This window comes from Streptomyces sp. NBC_00354 (assembly GCF_036106915.1).
In the GTDB taxonomy this organism is placed as follows: domain Bacteria; phylum Actinomycetota; class Actinomycetes; order Streptomycetales; family Streptomycetaceae; genus Streptomyces.
In genome coordinates this window covers 7,874,366-7,896,250 of the sequence record NZ_CP107983.1, presented here as the reverse complement: position 1 = coordinate 7,896,250, position 21,885 = coordinate 7,874,366, and the positions used below count along the sequence as shown (strand labels likewise).

General features: G+C 69.7%; 19 protein-coding genes. 8 read left to right on the top strand and 11 right to left on the bottom strand.

Annotation, left to right across the window (positions count from 1 at the left end; translation table 11 throughout):
* Window positions 1-63 precede the first annotated feature (63 nt).
* Window positions 64-648: a dihydrofolate reductase family protein gene (locus OHT74_RS36165; RefSeq protein ID WP_328622579.1), complete on the top strand. Its 585-nt coding sequence runs from the start codon at window positions 64-66 to the stop codon at window positions 646-648.
* Window positions 649-670: 22 nt separating this feature from the next.
* Here OHT74_RS36165 and dacB read toward each other — a convergent pair whose 3' ends face one another.
* Window positions 671-2,314 (bottom strand): D-alanyl-D-alanine carboxypeptidase/D-alanyl-D-alanine endopeptidase, encoded by a 1,644-nt coding sequence (gene dacB / locus OHT74_RS36160; RefSeq protein ID WP_328622578.1) that lies wholly within the window; start codon window positions 2,312-2,314, stop codon window positions 671-673.
* A 240-nt stretch (window positions 2,315-2,554) separates the two neighbouring features.
* On the bottom strand, window positions 2,555-3,289 hold the full coding sequence (locus OHT74_RS36155; protein ID WP_328622577.1) for an SDR family oxidoreductase: 735 nt from the start codon (window positions 3,287-3,289) through the stop codon (window positions 2,555-2,557).
* A gap of 131 nt (window positions 3,290-3,420) precedes the next feature.
* Here OHT74_RS36155 and OHT74_RS36150 point away from each other — a divergent pair, with 131 nt between their 5' ends.
* A complete protein-coding gene (locus OHT74_RS36150) occupies window positions 3,421-4,014 on the top strand; it encodes a TetR/AcrR family transcriptional regulator (protein ID WP_266670725.1) in 594 nt (197 codons plus the stop codon).
* Here the strand turns inward: OHT74_RS36150 and OHT74_RS36145 are convergent.
* A complete protein-coding gene (locus OHT74_RS36145) occupies window positions 3,962-4,600 on the bottom strand; it encodes an NAD(P)H-dependent oxidoreductase (protein WP_328623461.1) in 639 nt (212 codons plus the stop codon). The genes OHT74_RS36150 and OHT74_RS36145 overlap by 53 nt on opposite strands.
* Before the next feature lie 479 nt (window positions 4,601-5,079).
* Here OHT74_RS36145 and OHT74_RS36140 point away from each other — a divergent pair, with 479 nt between their 5' ends.
* The 3 genes from OHT74_RS36140 to OHT74_RS36130 all read left to right on the top strand — a co-directional run bounded on the left by OHT74_RS36140 (window position 5,080) and on the right by OHT74_RS36130 (window position 8,330).
* Complete coding sequence (locus OHT74_RS36140; RefSeq protein ID WP_266670749.1) at window positions 5,080-5,499, top strand: hypothetical protein; 420 nt, start codon at window positions 5,080-5,082, stop codon at window positions 5,497-5,499.
* 468 nt (window positions 5,500-5,967) lie between these two features.
* On the top strand, window positions 5,968-7,410 hold the full coding sequence (locus OHT74_RS36135; protein ID WP_328622576.1) for an MFS transporter: 1,443 nt from the start codon (window positions 5,968-5,970) through the stop codon (window positions 7,408-7,410).
* Between the two features lie 431 nt (window positions 7,411-7,841).
* Entirely contained in the window at window positions 7,842-8,330 is a 489-nt protein-coding gene (locus OHT74_RS36130) for a lamin tail domain-containing protein (RefSeq protein WP_328622575.1), read from the top strand.
* 249 nt (window positions 8,331-8,579) lie between these two features.
* Here the strand turns inward: OHT74_RS36130 and OHT74_RS36125 are convergent, their stop codons facing one another.
* From OHT74_RS36125 to OHT74_RS36115, 3 genes are all read right to left on the bottom strand, one after another.
* Entirely contained in the window at window positions 8,580-8,900 is a 321-nt protein-coding gene (locus OHT74_RS36125) for a DUF6191 domain-containing protein (RefSeq protein ID WP_266670717.1), read from the bottom strand.
* A gap of 450 nt (window positions 8,901-9,350) precedes the next feature.
* A complete protein-coding gene (locus OHT74_RS36120; protein ID WP_328622574.1) occupies window positions 9,351-11,486 on the bottom strand; it encodes a DUF6777 domain-containing protein in 2,136 nt (711 codons plus the stop codon).
* A gap of 779 nt (window positions 11,487-12,265) precedes the next feature.
* Window positions 12,266-12,691 carry a hypothetical protein gene (locus tag OHT74_RS36115; RefSeq protein ID WP_266670713.1) on the bottom strand — a complete coding sequence of 142 codons (426 nt, stop codon included), beginning with the start codon at window positions 12,689-12,691 and terminating at the stop codon, window positions 12,266-12,268.
* A 362-nt stretch (window positions 12,692-13,053) separates the two neighbouring features.
* Here OHT74_RS36115 and OHT74_RS36110 point away from each other — a divergent pair, with 362 nt between their 5' ends.
* Window positions 13,054-13,389, top strand: a complete 336-nt coding sequence (locus OHT74_RS36110; RefSeq protein WP_328622573.1) for a hypothetical protein — start codon at window positions 13,054-13,056, stop codon at window positions 13,387-13,389.
* Between the two features lie 57 nt (window positions 13,390-13,446).
* Here the strand turns inward: OHT74_RS36110 and OHT74_RS36105 are convergent, their stop codons facing one another.
* A complete protein-coding gene (locus OHT74_RS36105) occupies window positions 13,447-14,544 on the bottom strand; it encodes a substrate-binding domain-containing protein (protein ID WP_443047756.1) in 1,098 nt (365 codons plus the stop codon).
* Window positions 14,545-14,960: 416 nt separating this feature from the next.
* Here OHT74_RS36105 and OHT74_RS36100 point away from each other — a divergent pair, with 416 nt between their 5' ends.
* Both OHT74_RS36100 and OHT74_RS36095 read left to right on the top strand, forming a co-directional pair.
* Window positions 14,961-15,323, top strand: coding sequence for a hypothetical protein (locus OHT74_RS36100; RefSeq protein ID WP_328622572.1), 363 nt, complete (start codon window positions 14,961-14,963; stop codon window positions 15,321-15,323).
* 117 nt (window positions 15,324-15,440) lie between these two features.
* Window positions 15,441-16,049, top strand: a complete 609-nt coding sequence (locus tag OHT74_RS36095) for a GNAT family N-acetyltransferase (protein ID WP_443047627.1) — start codon at window positions 15,441-15,443, stop codon at window positions 16,047-16,049.
* A gap of 174 nt (window positions 16,050-16,223) precedes the next feature.
* Here OHT74_RS36095 and OHT74_RS36090 read toward each other — a convergent pair whose 3' ends face one another.
* The 4 genes from OHT74_RS36090 to cseB all read right to left on the bottom strand — a co-directional run bounded on the left by OHT74_RS36090 (window position 16,224) and on the right by cseB (window position 21,746).
* Window positions 16,224-18,788 (bottom strand): ABC transporter permease, encoded by a 2,565-nt coding sequence (locus tag OHT74_RS36090; protein WP_328622570.1) that lies wholly within the window; start codon window positions 18,786-18,788, stop codon window positions 16,224-16,226.
* 82 nt (window positions 18,789-18,870) lie between these two features.
* Window positions 18,871-19,605, bottom strand: coding sequence for an ABC transporter ATP-binding protein (locus OHT74_RS36085; protein WP_266673334.1), 735 nt, complete (start codon window positions 19,603-19,605; stop codon window positions 18,871-18,873).
* A gap of 192 nt (window positions 19,606-19,797) precedes the next feature.
* Window positions 19,798-21,072 carry a sensor histidine kinase gene (locus OHT74_RS36080; protein ID WP_266670701.1) on the bottom strand — a complete coding sequence of 425 codons (1,275 nt, stop codon included), beginning with the start codon at window positions 21,070-21,072 and terminating at the stop codon, window positions 19,798-19,800.
* A 5-nt stretch (window positions 21,073-21,077) separates the two neighbouring features.
* Window positions 21,078-21,746: a two-component system response regulator CseB gene (cseB, locus tag OHT74_RS36075; protein WP_443047755.1), complete on the bottom strand. Its 669-nt coding sequence runs from the start codon at window positions 21,744-21,746 to the stop codon at window positions 21,078-21,080.
* Window positions 21,747-21,885 lie beyond the last annotated feature (139 nt).

The window sequence follows — 21,885 nt, the reverse complement described above, 5'->3', positions numbered from 1 at the left end:
CCGGTCCGTCTACCTCATGAGAGAGCGAACGCAGCCCCCGCTCGGCAACCCAGGGAGCCTCCCATGCGCAAGATCACCGCAGGCCTGTTCATCTCCCTCGACGGCGTCGTCGCCGAGCCGCAGACCTGGCACTTCCCGTACTACAACGACGAGATGGGCGCCGCCGTCATGGGCGACATCCAGTCCAGCGACACCTTCCTCTTCGGCCGCACGACGTACGACGCGTTCGCCGAGGCATGGCCCGAGCGCGAGCGCGCCGGCGGCGAGGATGCGGGGCTGGCCAAGGACTTCGGCGACACGCGCAAGGTCGTCGTCTCGAGCCACGACCTCGACTTCACGTGGCGCAACTCCGAGCAGCTCAAAGGCGACTTCCTCGACGGCGTGAAGGCGCTGAAGGCCGAGGACAGCGACCGGTCCATCGCCGTCACCGGCTCCGTCTCCCTCGTACGCCAGCTCCTCGCCGCCGGCCTGCTCGACGAGCTGCGGCTGCTGGTGCACCCGATCGTCCTCGGCGAGGGTCTGCGGCTGTTCGCGGACGGCGAGGGCCCGTACCCGCTGAAGCTGCTCACGTCCGAGACCTTCACGACCGGCGTGATGCACCTGCTCTACGCACCGGCCGACGCCCCGCAGCCTCCGGCAGCCGACTGACTCCGTACGGCCACAGCCCCGGTCAGGGCGACTCCTGGAGGTAGGCGGCGATCAGGGCGAGGTCGTTGGCGATGGTCAGGACACCGGCGGGGTCGGCCGTCGGCGTGGACGCGCCGTTGACGCCCGCGTAGAAGGTGTCGAAGCGGCCACCGCCCTTGTCGAGGTAGCCGGCGATGGTGATGGCGCCGACGGCGAGCCGGTCGTTGAGGGCGTCCCCTCCGACGGCCGCGCCGGTCTTCCCGAACACCTTCCCGCGCGCCGGACAGCTCCGGCAGTTCTCGGCCAGCAGACCGTCGACGCCGAGGATCGGCAGGGCCTCCCGGAAGCGCTGCGCGTCCGGGGTGCGCTGCCAGTACGCCAGCATCTGTACGAGCGCCTGCGGCGTCGCCCGGTCGGCGGGGTTGCCGCCGCGGCCGTCCATGAGTTCCGCCTGCTTGCGGTCGACGCCCGCCCTGTCCAGGAAGGCGGCGAGCACCGGGAAGCCGTCCTCGCACTGGTTGCTGCCGGTCGTGACGGCCATCAGGCAGATCCCGAGGTTCGCGCCCAGGTTGTGGCTGACCTTGAGGATGAGTTTGGCGTACTGGTCGTACGGCGGTGAGGTGTACGCAGCCACCCGCGGGCGGCCGTCATAGTCGTGCGGCAGCCGTGCGACCGGGTTGGGGGCGGTCGCACCGGCGGAGACCTCCACCCCGGCCCGGGCCAGTGCCTCGATCAGCGCGGTGCGGCCGAACGCGGCCGGGTCCGTGATGGGCGAGGTCCGCAGCAGCGGCTCGGAGTCCGCCGCGATCGTGCCGGACAGCCGGATCCGGGTGCCGTAGTCGGTGGCCGTCACCGTGATGTTCGTCGGTTTCCCGGCCGCGACGGTCTTCACCGTGGAGGTGACCTGGTACGGCGCGACCTTCGGCCGCCAGTCCAGCCGGGCGTCGGCACCCGCCCGGTCGCCGGGCTCGGTCAGCAGGTCGATCAGGTTGTCGTTGATGATCAGGGGGGTCGGCGTGGGGTCCAGGACCGGGTCGGGGGCGAAGAGCCGGCTGTCGACGATCACGTCGCCGTCGACGCGGGTGATGCCGGAGTCGCGGACCTGCCGGGCGAGCTGGTCTATCCCGGCGAGAGGGTCCTCCGGGGTGAGGGTCGCGCCGGGGAAGTCGTTGGCATAGGTGTGGTCGAGGTCGGTGTACGCGACCGTGCCGTCGGGGCGCGTCCTGCCGCCCATGGTGAGATCGCCCTGGGCGACGAGATCGAGGTCGCCGGTCAGCGTGGCCCCGGTCCGTTCCCCGACCGCGTAGACAGGGGTCACGAAGCGGTGGTCCGTGCCGAGGGTCCGCCATGTGCCGGAGACGGCGAACAGTTTCGCGGTCGAGCCGGGGATGAAGAACTGCCCGGGGAACAGGCTGTGCAGCACCCGCCCGTCGGCCGGTTCGGTCTGCAGGAGTCCCCACTGGGCATGGCGGTACTCCGGCTTCCGCATGATCTCCGTGATGCGCGGGTCGAGCCGGCCCGGATCTCCCGCACCGGATTCCCACGGCGACGGCGACGGGGGTGGCGCCGGGGAGGGTGACGGGGCTGCTCGGGCACCCGTACCCGAGGCGAGGGCCACCAACAACAGGGCGGCGAAGCCGGCGGCCGCCCGGCGCCGCAGCGCCCTGACGCGGATCGGATTTCCCACAGCGCGCTCCGTTCGTCGCGGCTGTCATCTACCCCCGGGGGATGTGAACAGGGTGGCACGGCACGATTCGGCGCGCATGTCACCCCGAGCACCGCCGACCTGCGGAGGGATGCCACCGTCCTCGGCTGCGAGAGATCGACGAGTTGGTCAGTGTGGACGATCCGGCGTGGCCTGAGCTTCAGCAGATGCTCGCGGCGTGAAGCGGCGGCGCCGTGGCCGCACGGTCTCCGGCTCAGGTCACTAGTCCTGGGCTGTGGGGCGGACGACGATGTCGCCCACGTCGACACCGGCCGGCTGTTCGATGGCGAAGGCGATGGCGCGGGCGACAGCCTCCGGCGGGATCGCGATCTTGTCCATCCGGTCGCGGACCTGGGCCTGCATCTCCGGCGTCATGGAGTCCGCGAACTCCGTGCGCGTGACCCCTGGCGAGACGACGGTGACGCGCACGCTGTCCCCTGCCTCCTGCCGCAGCCCCTCGGAGATGGTGCGTACGGCGTTCTTGGTGCCGGCGTACACCGCCTGGAGCGGCACGATGCGCAGTCCGGCCGTGGAGACGGTGTTGACGAAGTGCCCGAACCCCTGCTCCCTGAAGACCGGCAGCGCCGCGGCGATCCCGTACAGGACGCCCTTGAGGTTGACGTCGATCATCTCCTCCCAGTCTTCGACGCGAAGGTCGTCCAGCGGGGAGATCAGGCCGATCCCGGCGTTGCTGACCAGGACGTCGAGCTTGCCGTAGCAGTCCCGTGCCAGCCCTACCAGGCTGGTCAGGTCCTCGCGGCGCTTGACGTCCGTGCGCGCGTGGACGGCTTGACCGCCGGCCTTCTCGATGCGGGCGACCAGCGCCCGGAGGCGTTCCGGGCGGCGCGCCCCGAGCACCACCTTCGCGCCTCGCTCGGCGAGCAGCAGCGCGGTCGCCTCGCCGATCCCGCTGCTGGCGCCCGTGATCGCGATGACCTTGCCTTCGATTCCCGGCATGACTGGTCCTTCCGGAGGCGGGGTGTGGGGCGGCGTCTGACCTAGAGTGGAAGTGGAGGCGCCGCCGGTTACTCAGAACCATAAGCGGAGGCCCCTCCACTTAGCAACGGCGATGAGGGAGCAGGCAGGCGATGGCACCGGATACGGGACGCCCACTGAGGGCCGACGCGCAGCGCAACCGGGACAAGATCCTGGCTGCAGCGGTGCGCGTGTTCACCGACGAAGGGCTGGATGCCCACTACGAACGCATCGCCAAGGAGGCGGGGGTGGGAACCGGAACCCTGTACCGCAATTTCCCGACCCGGGAGACCTTGATCGAGGCGGCCTACCGCAACGAGGTGGCGCGACTGTGCGATGCGGTTCCCGGCCTCCTGGCGACGCTCCCGCCGCGTGATGCCCTGCGCGCGTGGATGGGCCGCTTCATCGACTACGCCACGGCCAAACTCGGCATGGCCGACGCGCTACGAGCCGTCGTCGCCTCGGGAAGCGACCCCTACGGCCACAGCCGCGAGATGATCCAGACCGCGATCACCACCCTCATGGAAGCCGGTACCGCCGCCGGCGCGCTGCGGTCCGACATCCGCCCGACCGACGTGTTCGCCATCCTGGCCGGCATCGCCCTCACCTCGGCCCGGCCCGAGCAACGCGACCAGGCCGAGCGCCTCCTCGACCTCACCCTCGACGGGCTGAGGGCCACGCAATGGCGGCTTCCCGCAGCGGAGTGAGCAGGGCAGACGCCTCGCGACGCGCCTCGGCCAACCAGGCGGTGCGCTCGTCGGCCGTGGAGTCGGTGACGGTCCGGAACACCGTGCGGCGCACGTCGGTCACCCCCACGTACGGCAGCACACAGGCGGCCCAGACCCGCGCCAGCGGGTCGCCGAACTCGCCCGTCTCCCGCTCCTCGGGTGTGTCCGAGGTGTTCAGCACCAGCGCCCGGCCGGCCCGGAGCAGGCCCGCCGGCTCGCCGTCGGCCCGCCCCAGCTTGTACGCCACCCCGGGCACCAGCACCCGCTGCACCCAGCCGGCCATTACGGCCGGCGGCATGCCCCACCAGTTGGGGTGGACGAAGACGAGCGCGTCGAGCGTCGCGACTTCGGCGCGGTGCTGCGCCACCAGCGGATCGGTCGACGCCCCCGCCGCGTCGACCGTCTCGGTCTCCTCGGCGGTCAGCACCGGAGGGAAACCCTGCGCGCAAAGGTCGTGCGCGGACACCTCGCACCCCTCGGCCGCCAAGGTGTCCGTCACCGCCTCGAACAGCGCGTGGTTGAAGCTCCCCGCCCGGGGGTGCGCCAGGTAGACCCCGACCTTCACATCCGTCAACTCCCCTCATCTGTAGGGCGATCCATCGTGCGACTCCAGTGCGGAACGGTATCGGCACCGCGGGCGAGTCACCGTCGGGGGGTGGTCAGCCGTCGAAGTGGGTCCGGTCGATGGCGAGGCCGGCCTGTGGCCGAGGCGGAGGCGGAGGCGGTACCAACCGGTAACGAACTGCTCCAGTGCCGCCGCGTGGTCTCCGTTGGCCTGCGCGAGCCACTTCAGGGCCCGGAGGTCCGTCGGGGGAAGCGGTGGGCGGGACCCGGTCGAGAAGCACCAGCCTGGCTTCTATCAAGATCGGCACCCGGCGTCAAGCCACGTATTCGAGTGGCGTGACGCACACGCCCCCACACGGTTTATTGGAAGTACGCCCCAACCGGGGAAACCCCGGGAGAAACAAAAGGCCAACCAAATCCCCCGGCCAAATCCGCAGGGCGATACACAAAACCTTATTCGTTGCCGAATGGAGAATTGCCATGTTCGAGCGTTTCCCGACCCGCCGCATCGTCCTCGCCGGAGCCTCCCTCGCCCTCCTCGGCGGCGGCATAGCGCTCCCCGCCACCGCCATGGCCGCACCCACCACCGCCCCGCAGGCCATCACCCTCCCCCAGGACAGCGCCGACGGCATCGGCACCGGCGGCGACGCCAACGCCGAGAACACCACCGTCGGCGGAACCGCCACCGGCGGCAACGCCAGCACCGGAGTCGGCAGCTGCAAGGGCAAGTGCGTCATCACCACCGGCAACGCCACCGGCGGCAACGCCAGCGCCGACGCCATCAACACCGGCGACGCCACCGCCGTAGGCGGCGACGGCACCGGCAAGGGTGGCCAGGTCAACAAGCAGACCATCAAGAACCAGGTCAAGAAGGACCTCAAGGCCAAGCTCGGCAAGTGACCACCACCCCCACACCACCCCACACAGCAGACGCCGGAGAGGCCCACAGCCCCTCCGGCATCCGCATGCCACGCCGCCGGGACGCGCGACCGCCCACCGTGGGGCCGCAGCTCCGCCGACAGCCTCCACCGGACACAGGCCCATCTCACCGCATCCCGACGAGGGCCCGGCTCCGACGGGGCGAAGCCGTCGGAGTGCGTACTCCGACGGCCAACAGAGGACTCGAACAACCTCGTTGGTGACACGGCAACGAGCAGTCATGGCAGGCCGTCACCGCTGAGCTGATGAAGCCCTGGGCGACGACAGTTGCGAGCCTCTCGTGTACCTCGTCCGGTCCTTCTGACCCCCGCAAGCGTGCGCGACTGCGGCTCCGCCGTCCGGACCGCCCGCCCCGCAGGGTGCCCGGTGCCACGGGTGGGCGCATGCTGGTTGGGGTGGGGCGGTGGGGGCTCCGGACGGGACGTGTCGATGAGCTTGGGCAAGGCGGAAACCGTGTCGTCCGGCCGCCGGCTGTTCTCCGGCCGCGATCGTGCGGTCATCGCGGCCGCATCGCTGTCCATGCTCCTGGTCCAGATGGACTGGTTCGCCCTCAACCTGATGCTGCCGGTGATCGCCCGGGAATTCTCCACACCGACCACGAATCTGCAGTGGCTGGTCAGCGGCTACATGCTGACCCTGGGCGCACTGATGATCACGGGCGGGAGGGCCGCCGACGTCCACGGGCGGCGCACGGTCATCGTGTGGGGCCTCATCGGCTTCGCCGTGGTGTCCGTCGTGTGCAGTGCCGCACAGAACGAGGTCTGGCTGGTCGTGGCGCGGGTGGTGCAGGGTGCCACAGCCGCGTTGATCTTCCCGGTGGCCGTGGCGGTCGTCAGCGGCTACTTCCGCGACGACCGCCAGGGCCGCGCGGTGGGCACGGTGCTGGCCTTCAGCGCGATCGGCGTCGCCCTCGGCCCGTTCGTGGGCGGCGTATTCGCCGAGCACGTCAGCTGGCGGGCGGTGTTCCTGCTGAACGTGCCGGTCTGCGCCGTCGCGGCCTTTCTGATGCTGCGGTTCGTCACCGACACCCGCGATGAAGAGGCCGGCAACGGCCTGGACCTGCCCGGAGCCGTCACCGTGGCGGGCGGTCTTACGGCGGTCATGATCGCCGTCGACCAGGGTGGCCACTGGGGCTGGGCCTCAGCGGCGACGCTGGCCTGCCTCGCCGCCGGAGCGGTGCTGCTGATCCTGTTCGTCGCGATCGAACGCCGGACCGCCGAACCGCTGATGGACCTGTCCCTGCTGCACAACGTGCCGTTCGTGACGGTCACCCTGGCGGGTTGCGTGTCCAACATCGGGTACTGCCTCGTGGCGGTCCTCTCCGCGCTCTACCTCCAGCAGGTCCGCGGCCTCTCCCCGCTGGACGCGGGGCTGGTCTTCCTCGCGCTGTCCGTCGGCGCCGGGGCCGCCAGCTATTGGTCCGGCCACCTCGCCCAGCGATGGCGGCCGGAAGCGCTGATGGCCGCCGGGCTCCTGCTGAGCGGGGCCAGCATTCTGGCGCTGACCTGGGCGGACCCGCTCGCCCTCTACACCGCCGTGTTCGCCGTCGTGGGCATCGGGCTCGGACTCGGCTGGGCGCTGACGAGCGTGGCCACCCAGTCGTACGTCCCCTCGAGCCGCCTCGCCGCCGCCTCCGGACTGGTGCTGACCTCTCTCGTCCTGGTGGGCGCGGTGGCCGTGGCGGTGGCTGCGACCGTACTCGAGGTTCTGAGCGGCTCGGAGCAGCAGGCGGCTTCGGACGGATCGGCCATCGAAAGCGTGCTGAGGGGCGCGGCGCTGCTGTCGCTCGTGGGCGCGGTCTCCCTGCTCCCGCTGATCCGCGCGCCGCGGAAACCCGGTCCGGCGCCGAGGGGCAACCTGCCCTCGCTCTGACGCCCCGCCGACGAGTGGTGAGGCGAGGTGCCGCCACTGCACCGCACCCGCCTTAGAACACCAGAACCGTGGACGTGAGCAGGTACGAAGAAACGGTAGGAGCGGCTGTTACACGACCCTGAACCCATTCGGCGCAGGATCGAAGGGCACCCCGACGAAAGGGCATTCACCAGCGAAGGCTTCCGTCCCCAAGCCTCCCACGGCCCGCTGCGCACGCTCCCGCAGTTCGCGTCAGCGCAGCCATGACACATGTCCGCTACAAGCAAGAGTCACTGGTATATCCGCATTGTGCAACACGCTCCGAATTAGTGGCTTTTGGTGGTGCTTCGGGGCCAGAGTGTGGCTCCTCGGCAGGACGCCGGGAACTGTTCGGAGCCCACCCGCCTCGTACGAGCCGGGACGGGCCGCTGTCTGTTGAAGGGGTCATCTTCATGTCTGCTTCTCTCGCCACCCGCCGCGTCGTCGCGACGTTCCTGGCCACAGGCGCCCTGGTCGGCGCCGCCGCCCTCCCGGCTGCCGCCGCCGACGACCACCACCGGCGTGACCACCGGGCCCCGCACTCCTCGATCGTCATCGGCGACGTCCAGTACGACAGCCCCGGCCGCAACGACCGCTCCGCCCGTGCCCTGAACGGGGAATGGGTCGAGGTGAAGAACACCGGCCGCCACAGCGTCAACCTGCGCGGCTTCACCCTCTCCGACCGGCAGGGCAACCGCTACCGCTTCAACGACTTCCGCCTGGACGGCCGTTCCAGCGTCAAGGTCCACACGGGCAAGGGTCGCGACACCCGCCACGACGTCTACCAGGACCGCCGCGACCAGGTGTGGGACGAGCGCGACAGCGCCACGCTCCGCGACAACCGCGGCAACGTCGTCGACAGCGACTCCTGGAACGGCCGCCGCCACCACCGCAACGGCTGACGCGGACCTGCTGCCCCTGAGGGGCTGACGGGGCCGCCAGTGTGAGCTGCCGGCCTACCGCGAACGGCGTGTCACGGCGATCCAGCCGCGACACGCCGTTCGCGCGTGCGCGCATCCTGCGGCCGTACTCGCTCCGGCTCCGGGGCCGCCCGTACCGTCAGCTGCGGCCCGGCGTCGCTTCCCACCCCGCACGAGCTCGCGGGGGGACGAGGGGATCGTCGCGGTGCACGTCGGCGGCCTGGCGGCCTCCTACCGGTCTGCCTGCGGTATCCGGACGACCACAATCCCCGTCTCCAGATCCACCGTTGTCCGATGCGGCGGTGCGCCGTCTTCCTCGTCGTCCCGCAGGACCAGTGCCGACTGCCGCTCCTTGAGCTCGTTCTGCTTCCCGGGCGAGAAACTCGCGTGGAGCTGCTCGAACCCGGTCGCTGATATCTGGCCCTGCCGGACGCTGTTCCGCCACGGCAGCGCCCCGGCCCGCCCGGCGCGGAGCAGCACCTGGTCTGCGAAGGCCAGGGCGGTCAGCACGACGACCAGGCCGGGCAAGGTCACGAAGACGGCGAATTCCATGCCCCCAGTATCCGGACCGGGATGTGATGCCGACAGGCCGGAGAGCGGGATCCCTCCTGGCGGTGGAGCAGGTCCCCGGTGTGCCCGTAGCCGTCGAGCGTCAGCAGCCGGGCGCGCCGCCGGCCCCACGGTTCACCACCCCTGAGGGTCTGCTCCCGAGCCGCGCCTCGCGATGGCGTCGGCACACCGGTCATCGCATCCCGGGGTGCACAAGTTCTGTCCGTGACCGGCCGTTGCGTCGAGGGGTGGCTGCAGACGCGTGAAGCCGGTTTCGGCTGAGGTCGGTTGAGCGGGTGAAGGCCGTCGCGGGTTCGGTGCGGATTACATCACCACCACCGACCGGCAGAAGGCCCTCACGTACGCGCCTATGCACTTCTGACCACCGAGGACCACGGTCCCGAGTTGGCGGTGCCGGCCGATGCTGTATCCCCAGGCGCCTGGGCCGCCGGGTCATCCGGACTGCTCCTCGTTGCCCTGCTGGCTGCTGCCCTGCTGGTCGTTGCCCTGCTGGTTGCCCTGCTCGTTGTTGCCCTGCTGGTTGTTGCCCTGCTGGTTGTTGCCCTGTTCGTTGGAAGGATTCTGGCCCGACTCCTTCTCGGAGTTCTGGCCTGTCCCCTTCTCGGAGTTCTGGCCTGTCCCGGTCTCAGAATTCTGGTTCGTGCCCTTCTCGGGGACCTTCTCCGTCTCCTGCTTAGGAGCCTCGTTCGTGCCCTTCTCGGGGACCTTCTCCGTCTCCTGCTTAGGGACCTCGTTCTTACCCTTCTCGGGGACCTTCTCCGTCTCCTGCTTAGGGACCTCGTTCTTACCCTTCTCGGGGACCTTCTCCGTCTCCTGCTTAGGGACCTCGTTCTTACCCTTCTCGGGGACCTTCTCCGTCTCCTGCTTAGGGACCTCGTTCTTACCCTTCTCGGGGACCTTCTCCGTCTCCTGCTTAGGGACCTCGTTCTTACCCTTCTCGGGGACCTTCTCCGTCTCCTGCTTAGGGACCTCGTTCTTACCCTTCTCGGGGACCTTCTCCGTCTCCTGCTTAGGAGCCTCGTTCTTACCCTTCTCGGGGACCTTCTCCGTCTCCTGCTTAGGGACCTCGTTCTTACCCTTCTCGGGGACCTTCTCCGTCTCCTGCTTAGGGACCTCGTTCTTACCCTTCTCGGGGACCTTCTCCGTCTCCTGCTTAGGGACCTCGTTCTTACCCTTCTCGGGGACCTTCTCCGTCTCCTGCTTAGGAGCCTCGTTCTTACCCTTCTCGGGGACCTTCTCCGTCTCCTGCTTAGGAGCCTCGTTCTTACCCTTCTCGGGGACCTTCTCCGTCTCCTGCTTAGGGACCTCGTTCTTACCCTTCTCGGGGACCTTCTCCGTCTCCTGCTTAGGGACCTCGTTCTTACCCTTCTCGGGGACCTTCTCCGTCTCCTGCTTAGGGACCTCGTTCTTACCCTTCTCGGGGACCTTCTCCGTCTCCTGCTTAGGGACCTCGTTCTTACCCTTCTCGGGGACCTTCTCCGTCTCCTGCCCAGGAACCTTCCCCGTCTCCTGCTTAGGAGCCTCGTCCTTACCCTTCCCAGGAACCTTCTCCGACTCCTGCCCAGGAACCTTCCCCGTCTCCTGCTTAGGAGCCTCGTCCTTACCCTTCCCAGGAACCTTCTCCGACTCCTGCCCAGGAACCTTCCCCGTCTCCTGCTTAGGAGCCTCGCCCTTACCCTTCCCAGGAACCTGGTTCGTGCCCTCCTCCGGGTTCTGGCCCGTCTGGGTTCCCTTGTCCGTTTCCCTTTCTTGCTGCCTGCCCTTGTCCGTCTCGGGGAGCTTCTGCACTGGTCCCGAATCGGTCGGGGGCAGGACCGGGTACGCCGCGTCGCGGGTTTGGCCCTTCGGGGGCGGGACGTCGTGGTCGTGCTTGCCCTGCACGTCGCCGCTGGACCGCTCGTACCAGCCCTTGCGGTCGTGATCGAACATCATGACCGTCTTCACCGGCTTCTCGGCGGGCTTGACCGCAACGAGGTCGGAGGACTGGAACGACGACCACTGCTTGCCGCTGTACGTCTGCTTGCCCTTGACGGCGACCGGCGGGGCCAGGGGGTTGCCGCAGGCGCAACGGACGCGAGGTACGCCGCGGTTGTCGACCAGGACGGGTGTGCCGGCCTGCAGCACCGCCTGATAGCTGGTGGGCGCGGCGTCCTTGTACCCGTGGTTGGTGACCCGGGTGTCCCAGCCGAGCCGGGCGGGAGTCAGCGACCGCAGGTACGAGGGGATGTCGGGCTGCTCGATCCTCAGGGGGGCGGCGAAGGCCTTCCCCTTGTCCTTGTGCTGCGAGAGGAACTGGATCTGCTTTTCGACGTCACAGCTCGCGAGGTTCCGCGTGCCGCCGTAGAGCCCCGGGTACGCACCGTTGACCTCGAGGGTGCGCGCACCGGCCGTGCCGTCCTTCGACCGAGCAGCAGCTACGGGTACGACTCCGGCGTCCGTGGATTCCGCGGACGTCGAGGGGGTGAACGGGTCGGGGCCGGCCGCCGAGGCGGGCTGCAGGAAGACCTCTCCGCCGACCGCCTTGTTTCCGCCCATGACGGTGAAGGCGAGGACCACTGCCGTGGCCATGGCCACGGCGGTGCCGGCACTCAGCAGGGTTCTGCGCGACCGCCACCCGTGAGCCGACTCCTCGCGGCGCCGGCCGGGCTCACCCGGCTCGCCACTGACGGTCGGCGGCCCAGGGGGCCCAGGGGGTGGCGGAGGCCCCGGCGGCGGAGCGTGCTCGTCTGTCGGCCGACCGGACAGCGGACCGGACGGGGGCCCGGTGGGGCGCTCGGACGAAGGAGGTAGGGAACTCACGACACACTCCCCCCGACGTGGGACATCGGGAAAACAATGGTCATTCGCATGTGCTCGCTCCTAATCGCCAGTATGACCTCCGAGTCCCGGAGGCGTGAATATTGGAAATTTCGCCCCCGCGAAAAAAGGTGAAGAGGCGGCCGGACGGGCCCGTCACTTCCCCGTGTTGACGCGGGTGGGGCCAGCCGGTGTGCGTGAGCCCTTGTCTTGAGTAAGCCCTCGACTTCGGATCGCGTCACGTTCCGAGTTTTCGTGACTTGACGACTGGCGATGGTGGTCCCGGTGGCTGGCAGACACGGCCGCTCTTGCCCTCTCCAGCGCCTGGGACATGACGGGGAGCAGGGTTTCGCCACACCGGCGGAGAGGCGCGGACGGCCCTGGAACGTGCAGCGTCGCAGAACGTGCAGCGTCAGCTGCACGAGTCGTGCAGCCGCAACAGGCTCTGACGGCCTGCGTAGCGCCACCCCACACAGCAGTAGCCGGAGAGGCTGTGGCCTCTCCGGCTACTGCTGTGTGGGGTGGTTCCCGGTGTGGAGGATTGTCAGACCTCACTGGCCGAGCTTCTGCTTCAGGTTCTCCTTGACCTGCAGCTTGATGTTCTGCTTGTTCACCTGGCCGCCCTTGCCCGTGCCGTCGCCGCCCACGGCGGTCGCATCGCCCGTGTTGATGGCATCGGCACTGGCGTCACCGCCACGTGCATTACCGGTGGTGATCACACACTTGCCCTTGCAGTTGCCGACTCCGGTGGAGGCAGAGCCGCCCTTGGCGGTACCGCCGACGGTGGTGTTCTCGGCGTTGGCGTCGCCGCCGGTACCGATGCCGTCGGCGCTGTCGTCCTGGAGGAGGTTGACGGCCTGCTGCGGGGCGGCGGTCGGTGCGGCCATGGCGGTCGCCGGCAGTGCGATGCCACCACCGACCAGTGCGACGGAAGCTCCGGCCAGGAAGATGCGACGGGTCCAAAAACGCTCAGACATGATGATTCTCCATTCGGTTTCAACAGGGTTTGTTTTCCGCCCCGCAGAAAAGGCCGGGATCATGTTCCGGCCTCGTGTTCTCCGGGAGTTCCCCGGTGAGGGCGTACTCCAAATAAACCCTGCAGGGGCGCGTGCGTCACGCCACTCGAATACGTGGCTTGACCCCTGGAACCGATCTTGGTAGAAGCTGCCGTCGGCCGGTGCGGCCCGGCCCGGCCCACGACTGTCCGTGCCGCAACGGGGCGGCATTGAACGCGTTCAAAGACTCTGACAGTATTGCCTGCGGGAACCCTCCGGAGCAGGGGACAAGGATCTGTCTGCCCGCGTGCACGGTTGCCTTGATACCCGGAGGTCAGCGCAACGTGATCATCGCCTTCTTCGTCTTCCTGCTGCTGGGCCTGATCGCGACCGCCACGCCGGGCGCGGCCCTCGGATACGCATTCGTCGCGGTGAGCGGCAGGCTCTCACGCGGGGCCAGGATCACGTGGCTGCTGGTCCTGGCGGCAGCGTCGTCAGCGGTGTGGTTCGACTGGGTGGGGGCCGCCAACATCTGGCGGCCCTCCATCATGGTGGTGTCGTTCACCGCGACCCTCGTCTCGGGAATCACCTTCCTCGCGCGCGAAGCACGCATGCGGCGCACACCCCGGTACCCCATGCCGGTGTGGCCCGCCTGGACTCCACCGACCGACTCGAGGTGAGCGCCGCGCGCCCAGGCGGGATCCGGGGTGTGCGCGCGTGGCAGCCCCCGGGTCCTGCTACTTCAGGCCGATCTCGTCACACGCGGCCCTGAACTTGTCGGTGCAGATCTCGTCGACCGTGTAGACGCCGTCGTCGATCACGGTGGACTTCACATTGCTCCTGGTCAGCGCGACGCCCGGGACGAGGACCGAGGGCACGCCCTTGGTGGTCGGGCTGTTGACGATCTGGTTGATGATTCCGTCGATCTTCTCGCCCTTGGCGAGGGCGACGGCCATCTCCGCGGCGGCGGCAGCCTCCGGCGCGTACCGCTTGTAGACGGACATGTACTGGTCGCCCGCGACGATCCGCTGCACACCGGCCAGTTCGGCATCCTGGCCCGTGACCGGGGGCAGGTTGGAGATTCCGGCTGCCTTGAGGGCGGCAATGATACCGCCGGCCATTCCGTCGTTGGCGGAGTAGACGCCGACGATCTTTCCCTTGCCGAGCGCCGACAGAGCGGCCGCCATGTTCGTGTTGGCGTTCTCCGGCTTCCAGTCGACGGTGTCGTACTCCTTGCCGACATTCACCTTGCCGTCGAGGACGGAGTGCGCACCGGACTTGAACTGCTTGGCGTTCGGGTCGGTGACCGAGCCGTTCATCATGACGATGTGGCCGTCCTTGGCCTTGTCGCCCAGCGCATCCAGCAGTGCCTTGCCCTGGACCTTGCCGACGTCTTCGTTGTCGAAGGAGGTGTAGGCGTCTATTGGACCTTCCGCCAGGCGGTCGTAGGCGATGACCGGAATGCCGGCGTCCTTGGCCTTCTTCACCGAGCCTGCGATGGCCTTGGCGTCCACCGCGTCGATGATGAGGACGTGCACCTTGTCGGCAATCATCGCTTCGACCTGGGAGTTCTGGGCGGCCGCGTCCTGCTTGGCGTTGGCATAAACCACTTTGCCCTTGCCTCGCGTGAATTTGCCGACTTCCTTCTCGATCAGCGGCTTGTCGAACTTCTCGTAGCGCGCCGTCTGGTCCTCGGGAAGCAGGAGGCCGACCTTGATCGCGTCACCCGAGGCCGAGGCCCCGGGTCTCGCGTCGGCGTCCTCATCCGTACTGCCGCAGGCAGTGAGGGAGACAGCGATCGCGGAAGCAGCGACTGCAGCGGCGACTCGACCCAGATATGTGTTCACGATGTAAACCTCCCTGACGAGGCCCTGTACTGGCGGCCGAGGTAGACGCAGTCAACTCGGCGTCGACACCACCGTCAAGAAGTGAACTATTAACGAGATGGCAACGTTGCCATCACGCTCCGCATCCTCACAATCCAGGAATTAGTACGTCTTTTCAGCACGATTGACCCTCCGATAGAAGTTCAACTTTTGAAGAGTGCACCCGGACTCCCACCACCTGCCGGTACTTGAACATCAGGGTCGGCCTGTAGAGGCGGTGTGAAAATCCGCCCTCAGGCCCCACCGATCGGCGACGCCGCATGCCGGAGCGGAACCGAACGTGACACCGTGGACACGTCTTGCAGTCGGCCATCACAGCTTGGAGGTATCCCGTGATGTACGCACGCCAGAAGAGGGTCCGGTCGGTGGCACCCACGCGGCGCCGATTGGCGACGGTCGCAGCGGCCCTCGCCGCAGCCTGTGCTTCGGCGTTGGTGACCGCCGCACCGGCGAGCGCCGAGGTCAAGTCCACGTGCGGGACCTATATCTGCGTGGCCACCGCCTATCAGGGGCGCGACTACGTCCAGGACATCACCGTCACCACCAGGGACGGACTGCCGGGGACGCTGCGCGCCTTCGTGGGCGACTACCGGGGGAGCAGGGCCGGCGTGTCGCGGGCCCGGTTCGTCATCAACCGAGAGTTCAGGGCGTATCCGCGGCTGGCCGTCTGCGGTGGCCTGGACCGCAGTGGCAGGGTGATCGAGAACCACTGCGTGATGATCCCCTGACCGTTCCCGGTGCCGGCGGCTCCGCTCCCCGCCATCCCGGTCGTTCCTCGCCCGGGCCCCGGCTGAAGCCGGGGCCCGCTCGACCCGTCGAAGATCATCGGGTGCAGAATGGCCGGTATGTCGATGACAAACACTCCCAAGACGGCATCGATCGACGACGCTTCACCGATCGGCCGCACCCTGGCCCGCGCCTTCGACGACGACCCGATGATGCGCTGGTTCTTCCCCGACGACGCCACACGCGAGGCGGGGCTGGGCCGCTACTTCAGCACGATCTTCACCCGGCAGTACGGCCGGCACGGCGTATGCGAACGCACCGAGGCGGCGGCAGCTTTCTGGGTGCCGCCGGGCGCACAGGACAAGGCCGTTCCCGACGCGGAGACCATCCAGGAGCTCGAGGAGATCCTGGGCGACCGGGCTCCGGTGTTCCGCGAAGCCGTGGCGGCGGCCGCCGGGCACGGACCCCAGGAGCCGCACTGGTACCTGGCCGTGGTCGGCGCAGACCCTGCCGCGCAGGGCCAGGGACACGGAGCCGCCCTCCTCCGCTCGGGCCTCGCCCAGGCCGACGCGGCCGGCCTGCCGACGTACCTGGAGTCCTCCAAGCCGTCCAACCTCCCCGTCTACGAGCACTTCGGCTTCACGGTGCTCGGCGAGTTCCGGCTCCCGGGCGGCGGACCGACCCTGTGGCCGATGCGCCGCGAGCCGCGCCACCCTGCCGGCGCCTGAAACCTTCCCAGCGGCCCGCGAAGATCGTGGGGGCCGGGCCGCGCGGTGAGTGCGCGGGGCTGGACGAATTCATCCGGAACAGCAGGAGTTCTCGGACGAGTACCAGCTCTGACCCCGCAGCCGGCCGGAGCCGAGGGCCGGGCCTCTGGGACCCGGCCCTCGGTACGTGCTGCGTCACATCTCCGCGACGGCCTCCAGCGGGCTCAGGGCGGCTGCCCGGCGGGCCGGGACGGCCGCCGCGATCGCGCCGATCGTGAGGGACAGCAGGCACACGAGGAGCAGCGTCCCCCAGGGCAGGGCCAGGGAGTACTGCGTCATCGCGCCGTTGGCCAGAGCGCCGACCGTCCAGGCTCCGAACAGCCCGCCTGCCAAGCCCAGGAGTGTGCCGAAGGCGGCGACGGTCACCGACTCCAGGCGGATCATCCGCCGGATGCCGCTGCGGTCCATGCCGATGGCGCGCAGTACGCCGATCTCGCGGGTGCGTTCCGAGACCGACATGGCCAGGGTGTTGACGATGCCGAGTGCGGAGATCACGGCCCCGATGGCGAGCAGCCCGTACATCAGGGTCAGCAGGTTGCCCAGGGAACCGGCGGCCTCCTGGACGAGTTCCTTCCGGTCCTTCACCTGCACCAGCGGGCTGTTGCCCACGGCGGTGCGCAGCCGGTCCTCGGTGGCCACGGATACCGCGCCGCTGTCGGTGCGGACGAGGATCCGCTGGATCGTGCCGGTCTTGAAGCTGTGCTGCTGGACCTCGGCGCGGTCGCCCAGTACCTCCCCGGCGGTGGGGTTGTCCTCGTAGACACCGACGACGGTGTACTGCTCGAGCTCCTGGCTGCGGCCGATGCGGGCGTCGAGTCGGCTGCCGGTGCTCAGGTGCTGTTCGCGGGCGGTGGTGCCGGAGACGGCGATCCGGCCCGGTCCGAGGTCTTTCAGTGAGCCGCTGACGAAGGCGAGCTTCATGACGGCGTTCACGGAGCCGCGGTCGACGCCGGCGATCGCCTGGACACCGCCGCCCACGGTGAACACGACGGAGTCCGCAACGGCGGCCGCCGTCTTCACCCCGGGGGTGTCGGCCACCCGCTTCTCGGCGGCCGGGTCGATGGACGTCATCGTCGTACGGCTGCTGATCACGTAGTCGGCGCCGAGGCCGGCCGCGGCCTGCCGGTCGAGGGCCTGCGCGCTGGAGTTGCCGATGACGGCGAGCCCGGCGACCAGTGCCGTACTGATCATCAGGGCGGAGGCGGTGGCCGCGGTTCGCCGCGGGTCACGCAGCGCGTTCTCCCTCGCGAGGTGCCCGGTGATCCCGAAGCGGCCGGTCAGTCGTCCGCTCAGCCGGATCACGGGGGCGGCCAGAAGCGGCGCCAGTACGATCATGGCGACGACGACGAGGGCGCAGCCGGACATCGCGTTCTGCAGGTTCTCCACCGAGGCGTCCTTCGCCCCCATGAGCGACACCAGCAGCCCGGCGCCGACGGCGAGCAGGACCAGCCCCACCGCACCGCGGACCCGGGACGCGGTGGCGGTGGGCGGCTGTTCCGCCGAGCGCAGCGCCTCGATGGGCGCGACCTTCGCCGCCCTGCGGGACGGCAGCCATGCGGCGAGCACCGTGACGCCCACGCCCACACCGAGCGCCGCCACGACGGGCAGCGGGCCGATCACCAGGGGGCCGCGGGGCAGGGTGTCCTGCGAGGTGCTCAGGATGTCGGGCAGTACGGAGGCGATGCCGAGGCCGAGCAGGAAGCCGGCCGCCGACGCGGCGAGGCCGACCAGTACGGCCTCCCAGAGGATGGAGCGGACCACCTGGCGGCGCGAGGAGCCGATCGCCCGCAGCAGTGCGATCTCCCGGGTGCGCCGGGAGACGAGCATGGTGAAGGTGTTGACGATGAGGAACGAGCCGATGAACAGCGAGACGCCGGCGAAGATCATCGGCATCTTCTGGTAGCCGCGGGTCAGCGTGTCGAGGTACGTGGCCTGCTGGGTGGCCTGGGCGGCGCCGCTGACGGCCTCGGCCCGGTCGGCCGGGAGCACGGCGGCGACCCGTTCGGAGAGCGTGAACCGGTCGGTGCCGGGCGTCGCGGACAGGTCGATCGAGGTGTACTGGCCCGGGGCGGCGAACAGCTGCTGGGCGGTCGCCTTGTCGAACAGGACGAGGGTGCCGCCGGCGGTCACCCGCGTGTCCTGGGTGGTGACGATTCCCACCAGCCGCTTCTTCATGACCGGGCCGTCGGTGGCCAGCGTGACCGTGTCGCCGATGCCGAACCCGCCTGCGGCGGCGGTGCCGCTGTCCACGGCGAGTTCGTCGCCGTTCCGGGGGGCGTGGCCCTTGACCAGCTGATGGCGGCTGTCCTTGCCGTCCTTGCCCGGTACGTAGGCGCCGGCCAGGTTCGCCCACGCCTTGCCTGCCCGCAGCGGAGCGCCGTCCGCGCCGTTCAGGGTTGCCGAGCCGTCGGCTGCGGGGCGCGCGGCGGCGACACCGGGCACATCGGCCAGTTTCCGTACGAGCGCGTCGTCGAGTGCTCCGGGCTTGTCGTCCGCGGCCCCGGGCGGGGAGTCCTTCGGGGTCACGGTGACCGCGATGTCCGCGAAGTTCTTAGACGCGGCGGCGCGGTAGGCCGCGGCGGAGGATTCCGCGAAGACGAGGGTGCCGCAGACGAACGCGACACCCAGGCAGACCGCGAGGACGGTCATGACCAGACGGGCCTTGTACGCCAGGACGTTGCGCAGGGCTGTTCTCAGCATGGGCTGCTTTCGGGGACGTGGGGGTACGGGAATGACTTGGGGGTACGGGAATGTGTGACGCAGGTGACGGGGTGAGGCCGGGTCAGCTGGTGCGGGAGCGTGCGTCGAACGCCTTCATCCGGTCCAGGACCCGGTCCGGGGTGGGGTGGGCCATCTCGTCCTCCAGACGGCCGTCGGAGAGGAACACCACGCGGTCGGCGTAGCCGGCGGCGACGGGGTCGTGGGTGACCATGACCACGGTCTGGCCGAGCTCGCGCACCGAGTCGCGCAGGAAGCCGAGGACCTCGGCCCCGGCGCGGGAGTCGAGGTTGCCGGTGGGCTCGTCGCCGAAGATGATCGCGGGGCGGGAGACCAGGGCCCGGGCCACGGCGACGCGCTGCTGCTGCCCGCCGGACAGCTGTCCGGGCCGGTGGCCGAGGCGCTGGGAGAGGCCGACCATGGAGACCACACGGTCCAGCCACTGCCGGTCGGGGCGGCGGCCGGCGATGGTCAGCGGAAGCGTGATGTTCTCCAGCGCGGTCAGCGTCGGCAGCAGATTGAACGCCTGGAAGATGAAGCCGACCCGGTCGCGGCGCAGCTCGGTGAGCTGCCGGTCGTTCAGCGTGCTCAGTTCGGTGGTCCCGATACGGACGGAGCCGGAGCTGACCGTGTCGAGCCCGGCGGCGCAGTGCATCAGGGTGGACTTGCCGCAGCCGGAGGGGCCCATGATCGCGGTGAACTCACCCTCCCGGAAGGCGATGCTGACCTGGTCCAGGGCGACGACACGGGTGTCGCCGCTGCCGTAGACCTTCGACAGGTCGCTGGTGGCGGCCGCCATCCCGGCGGTCGTCGGATACGGCGCGAGGGCGTCGAACGGTGCGGCGGTCACGGGGGACTCCTCTTCGGGTGCCAATGGGTGCACTTCGAAGGGTGTCGGGGGCGTGTATCGGAGCCGGGGCGGCCGGGTATCGGCGTCCGCGTCGCTTCGTATCGGTTCTGTAGGGGCGGGGGCCGGCGCCGATCGCGGTGGTCAGGCCGGCAGACGCAACGTGGCGACGGCGCCGCCGTCCGGGGCGTTGGCCAGGCGCAGCTCGGCGCCGAGGACCCGGGCCTGGCCGAGGGCGATGGTCAGGCCCAGGCCGTGGCCCGAGCCGCGCTCCGCCGCGCCCGTGTGGAAGCGGCGCGGACCGTCGCGCAGCAGGTCCGAGGGGAAGCCCGGGCCGTGGTCGCGTACGACGACCGTGCGGCCCTCGACGGTGACCTCGACTGTGACTTCGACGGGGGTCGCGCCGTGCCGGTGCGCGTTGACGACGAGGTTGCCGACGATCCGTTCGAGGCGGCGCGGGTCGGTCTCCACCGCCTCGGCGGGCTCTCCGCCCGGCGCATCGGCGACGGTGACCTCCGCATCGAGTCCGGTCCTCGCCACGGCCTCGCGGACGACCGCGCCGAGCGGCACACGGGCACGGACCGCCGCCTCCGCGCCCGCGTCCAGCCGGGAGATCTCCAGCAGGTCCTCGACCAGGCCGCGCAGGTCCCGTACGCGGCCCCGGAGCAGATCCTCGGTCTCACCGGGCGGCAGCAGGTCGGTGGCGACCAGCAGGCCGCCGACCGGGGTGCGCAGCTCGTGGGCCACGTCCGCGGTGAACTGGCGCTCGGCGCGCAGCCGTCGGCCGAGGCTGTCGGCCATCTGATCGACGGTGGCGGCGATGTCGGCCACCTCGTCGCCGCCCTTGATCGGCCCGGTACGGGCATCGAGATCCCCGGCGGAGATCCGGACCGCCGTCTCGGAGACACGCCGCAGCCGGCGGCCGAGCAGACCGGCCCCGTAGACCGCCAGGGGTACGGCCGCCGCGAGCGAGACCAGGGAGGCCACCGCCATGCTCACGTCGAGTCGGCGCAGCCCGTAGAGGTCCGAGTTCATGTTGAAGCGGACGGCCAGCACCGGGCTGCCCGGGCCGCCGACCCGCTGGGCGCCCCAGACGCTCGGGCCCAGATTGCCGCTGACGTATCCGTCGTAGGCCGTACGCCGGTTGCCGTCGGCCGGGTGGCGCAGGACGTCGGGCAGGCCGGCGGGATCGAGTTCGGCACCGTCCGCCAGCGTTCCGGTACGCCGGTAGGTGTCCATGGCCGAGTAGACGGTGTTGAACGCATCCCGTTCGGCCCGGCTGCGGATGTCGCTCGCGGTCCACAGATGGACCAGCACTCCCACCGCCGCCGCGACCAGGCAGGCGGTGGCCGCGGCCAGTGCGGCGATCTTCCGGCGCAGGGACGCGCGGGCCGGCCGCAGCCGGTCGAACGGGCGCACCTGCCTCAGCGCCTGAACTTGTAGCCGAAGCCGCGGACCGTCTCGATCCGGTCCCGGCCCAGTTTCCTGCGCAGCCGCTGCACGCACAGGTCCACGACCCGGCTGTCGCCGTCCCAGCCGTACTCCCAGACGTTGCGCAGCAGGGTGTGCCGCTCGAGCACGACGCCCGGGTGGGCGGCGAACTCCAGCAGGAGCTTCAGCTCGGTCGGGGTCAGCGCCACCGGGCTTCCGGAGACGAACACTTCCAGGCCGCCCGTGTCGATGGCCAGGTCCCCGAAGACCAGCCGGTCTCCGTCGGACGACGGTGCCTGCTCGCCCGCAGGGCGCCCGGTTCCGGCAGCAGGAGCGTAGGTGGCCCGGCGCAGCAGCGAGCGGATGCGCGCCACGAGCACGTAGGTGTCCACGGGCTTCACGACGTAGTCGTCCGCGCCGGCCTCCAGGCCGGCGACGACGTCGAGCCCTTCGCCGCGGGCGGACATCATCAAGATCGGCACCAGGCTGGTTTCCCGGACTCTGCGGCACAGGCCGATCCCGTCCAGAGCGGGCAGCATCACGTCCAGGATCAGCAGGTCGAAGCTGTCGTCGCGGAAGAGCTCCAGCCCCGCGAGCCCGTCGGCCGCCGCCTTCACCTCGTAGCCGTAGCGCTCGAGGGCGACGGCGAAGGACCGGCGCATCAGCTCGTCGTCCTCCACCAGCAACACGCGAACGGGGCGCGGAGAGGCCGGAGCAGGGGTGGGCGAGGACACGGGGACGACTCCTGTTCGGGCGGGCTGGGTGCGGCATCGGCCCCGTGTGCGCTCACGCACGGCCGGC

Excerpts from the sequence above, each read along its gene's own strand:
- OHT74_RS36165 (WP_328622579.1), top strand. The coding sequence starts at position 64 with ATGCGCAAGATCACCGCAGGCCTGTTCATCTCCCTCGACGGCGTCGTC.
- OHT74_RS36155 (WP_328622577.1), bottom strand. The coding sequence starts at position 3,289 with ATGCCGGGAATCGAAGGCAAGGTCATCGCGATCACGGGCGCCAGCAGC.
- OHT74_RS36150 (WP_266670725.1), top strand. The coding sequence starts at position 3,421 with ATGGCACCGGATACGGGACGCCCACTGAGGGCCGACGCGCAGCGCAAC.
- OHT74_RS36140 (WP_266670749.1), top strand. The coding sequence starts at position 5,080 with ATGTTCGAGCGTTTCCCGACCCGCCGCATCGTCCTCGCCGGAGCCTCC.
- OHT74_RS36135 (WP_328622576.1), top strand. The coding sequence starts at position 5,968 with ATGAGCTTGGGCAAGGCGGAAACCGTGTCGTCCGGCCGCCGGCTGTTC.
- OHT74_RS36130 (WP_328622575.1), top strand. The coding sequence starts at position 7,842 with ATGTCTGCTTCTCTCGCCACCCGCCGCGTCGTCGCGACGTTCCTGGCC.
- OHT74_RS36125 (WP_266670717.1), bottom strand. The coding sequence starts at position 8,900 with ATGGAATTCGCCGTCTTCGTGACCTTGCCCGGCCTGGTCGTCGTGCTG.
- OHT74_RS36120 (WP_328622574.1), bottom strand. The coding sequence starts at position 11,486 with ATGGCCACGGCAGTGGTCCTCGCCTTCACCGTCATGGGCGGAAACAAG.
- OHT74_RS36115 (WP_266670713.1), bottom strand. The coding sequence starts at position 12,691 with ATGTCTGAGCGTTTTTGGACCCGTCGCATCTTCCTGGCCGGAGCTTCC.
- OHT74_RS36095 (WP_443047627.1), top strand. The coding sequence starts at position 15,441 with ATGTCGATGACAAACACTCCCAAGACGGCATCGATCGACGACGCTTCA.
- OHT74_RS36090 (WP_328622570.1), bottom strand. The coding sequence starts at position 18,788 with ATGCTGAGAACAGCCCTGCGCAACGTCCTGGCGTACAAGGCCCGTCTG.
- OHT74_RS36085 (WP_266673334.1), bottom strand. The coding sequence starts at position 19,605 with ATGGCGGCCGCCACCAGCGACCTGTCGAAGGTCTACGGCAGCGGCGAC.
- cseB (WP_443047755.1), bottom strand. The coding sequence starts at position 21,746 with ATGCGCCGGTCCTTCGCCGTCGCCCTCGAGCGCTACGGCTACGAGGTG.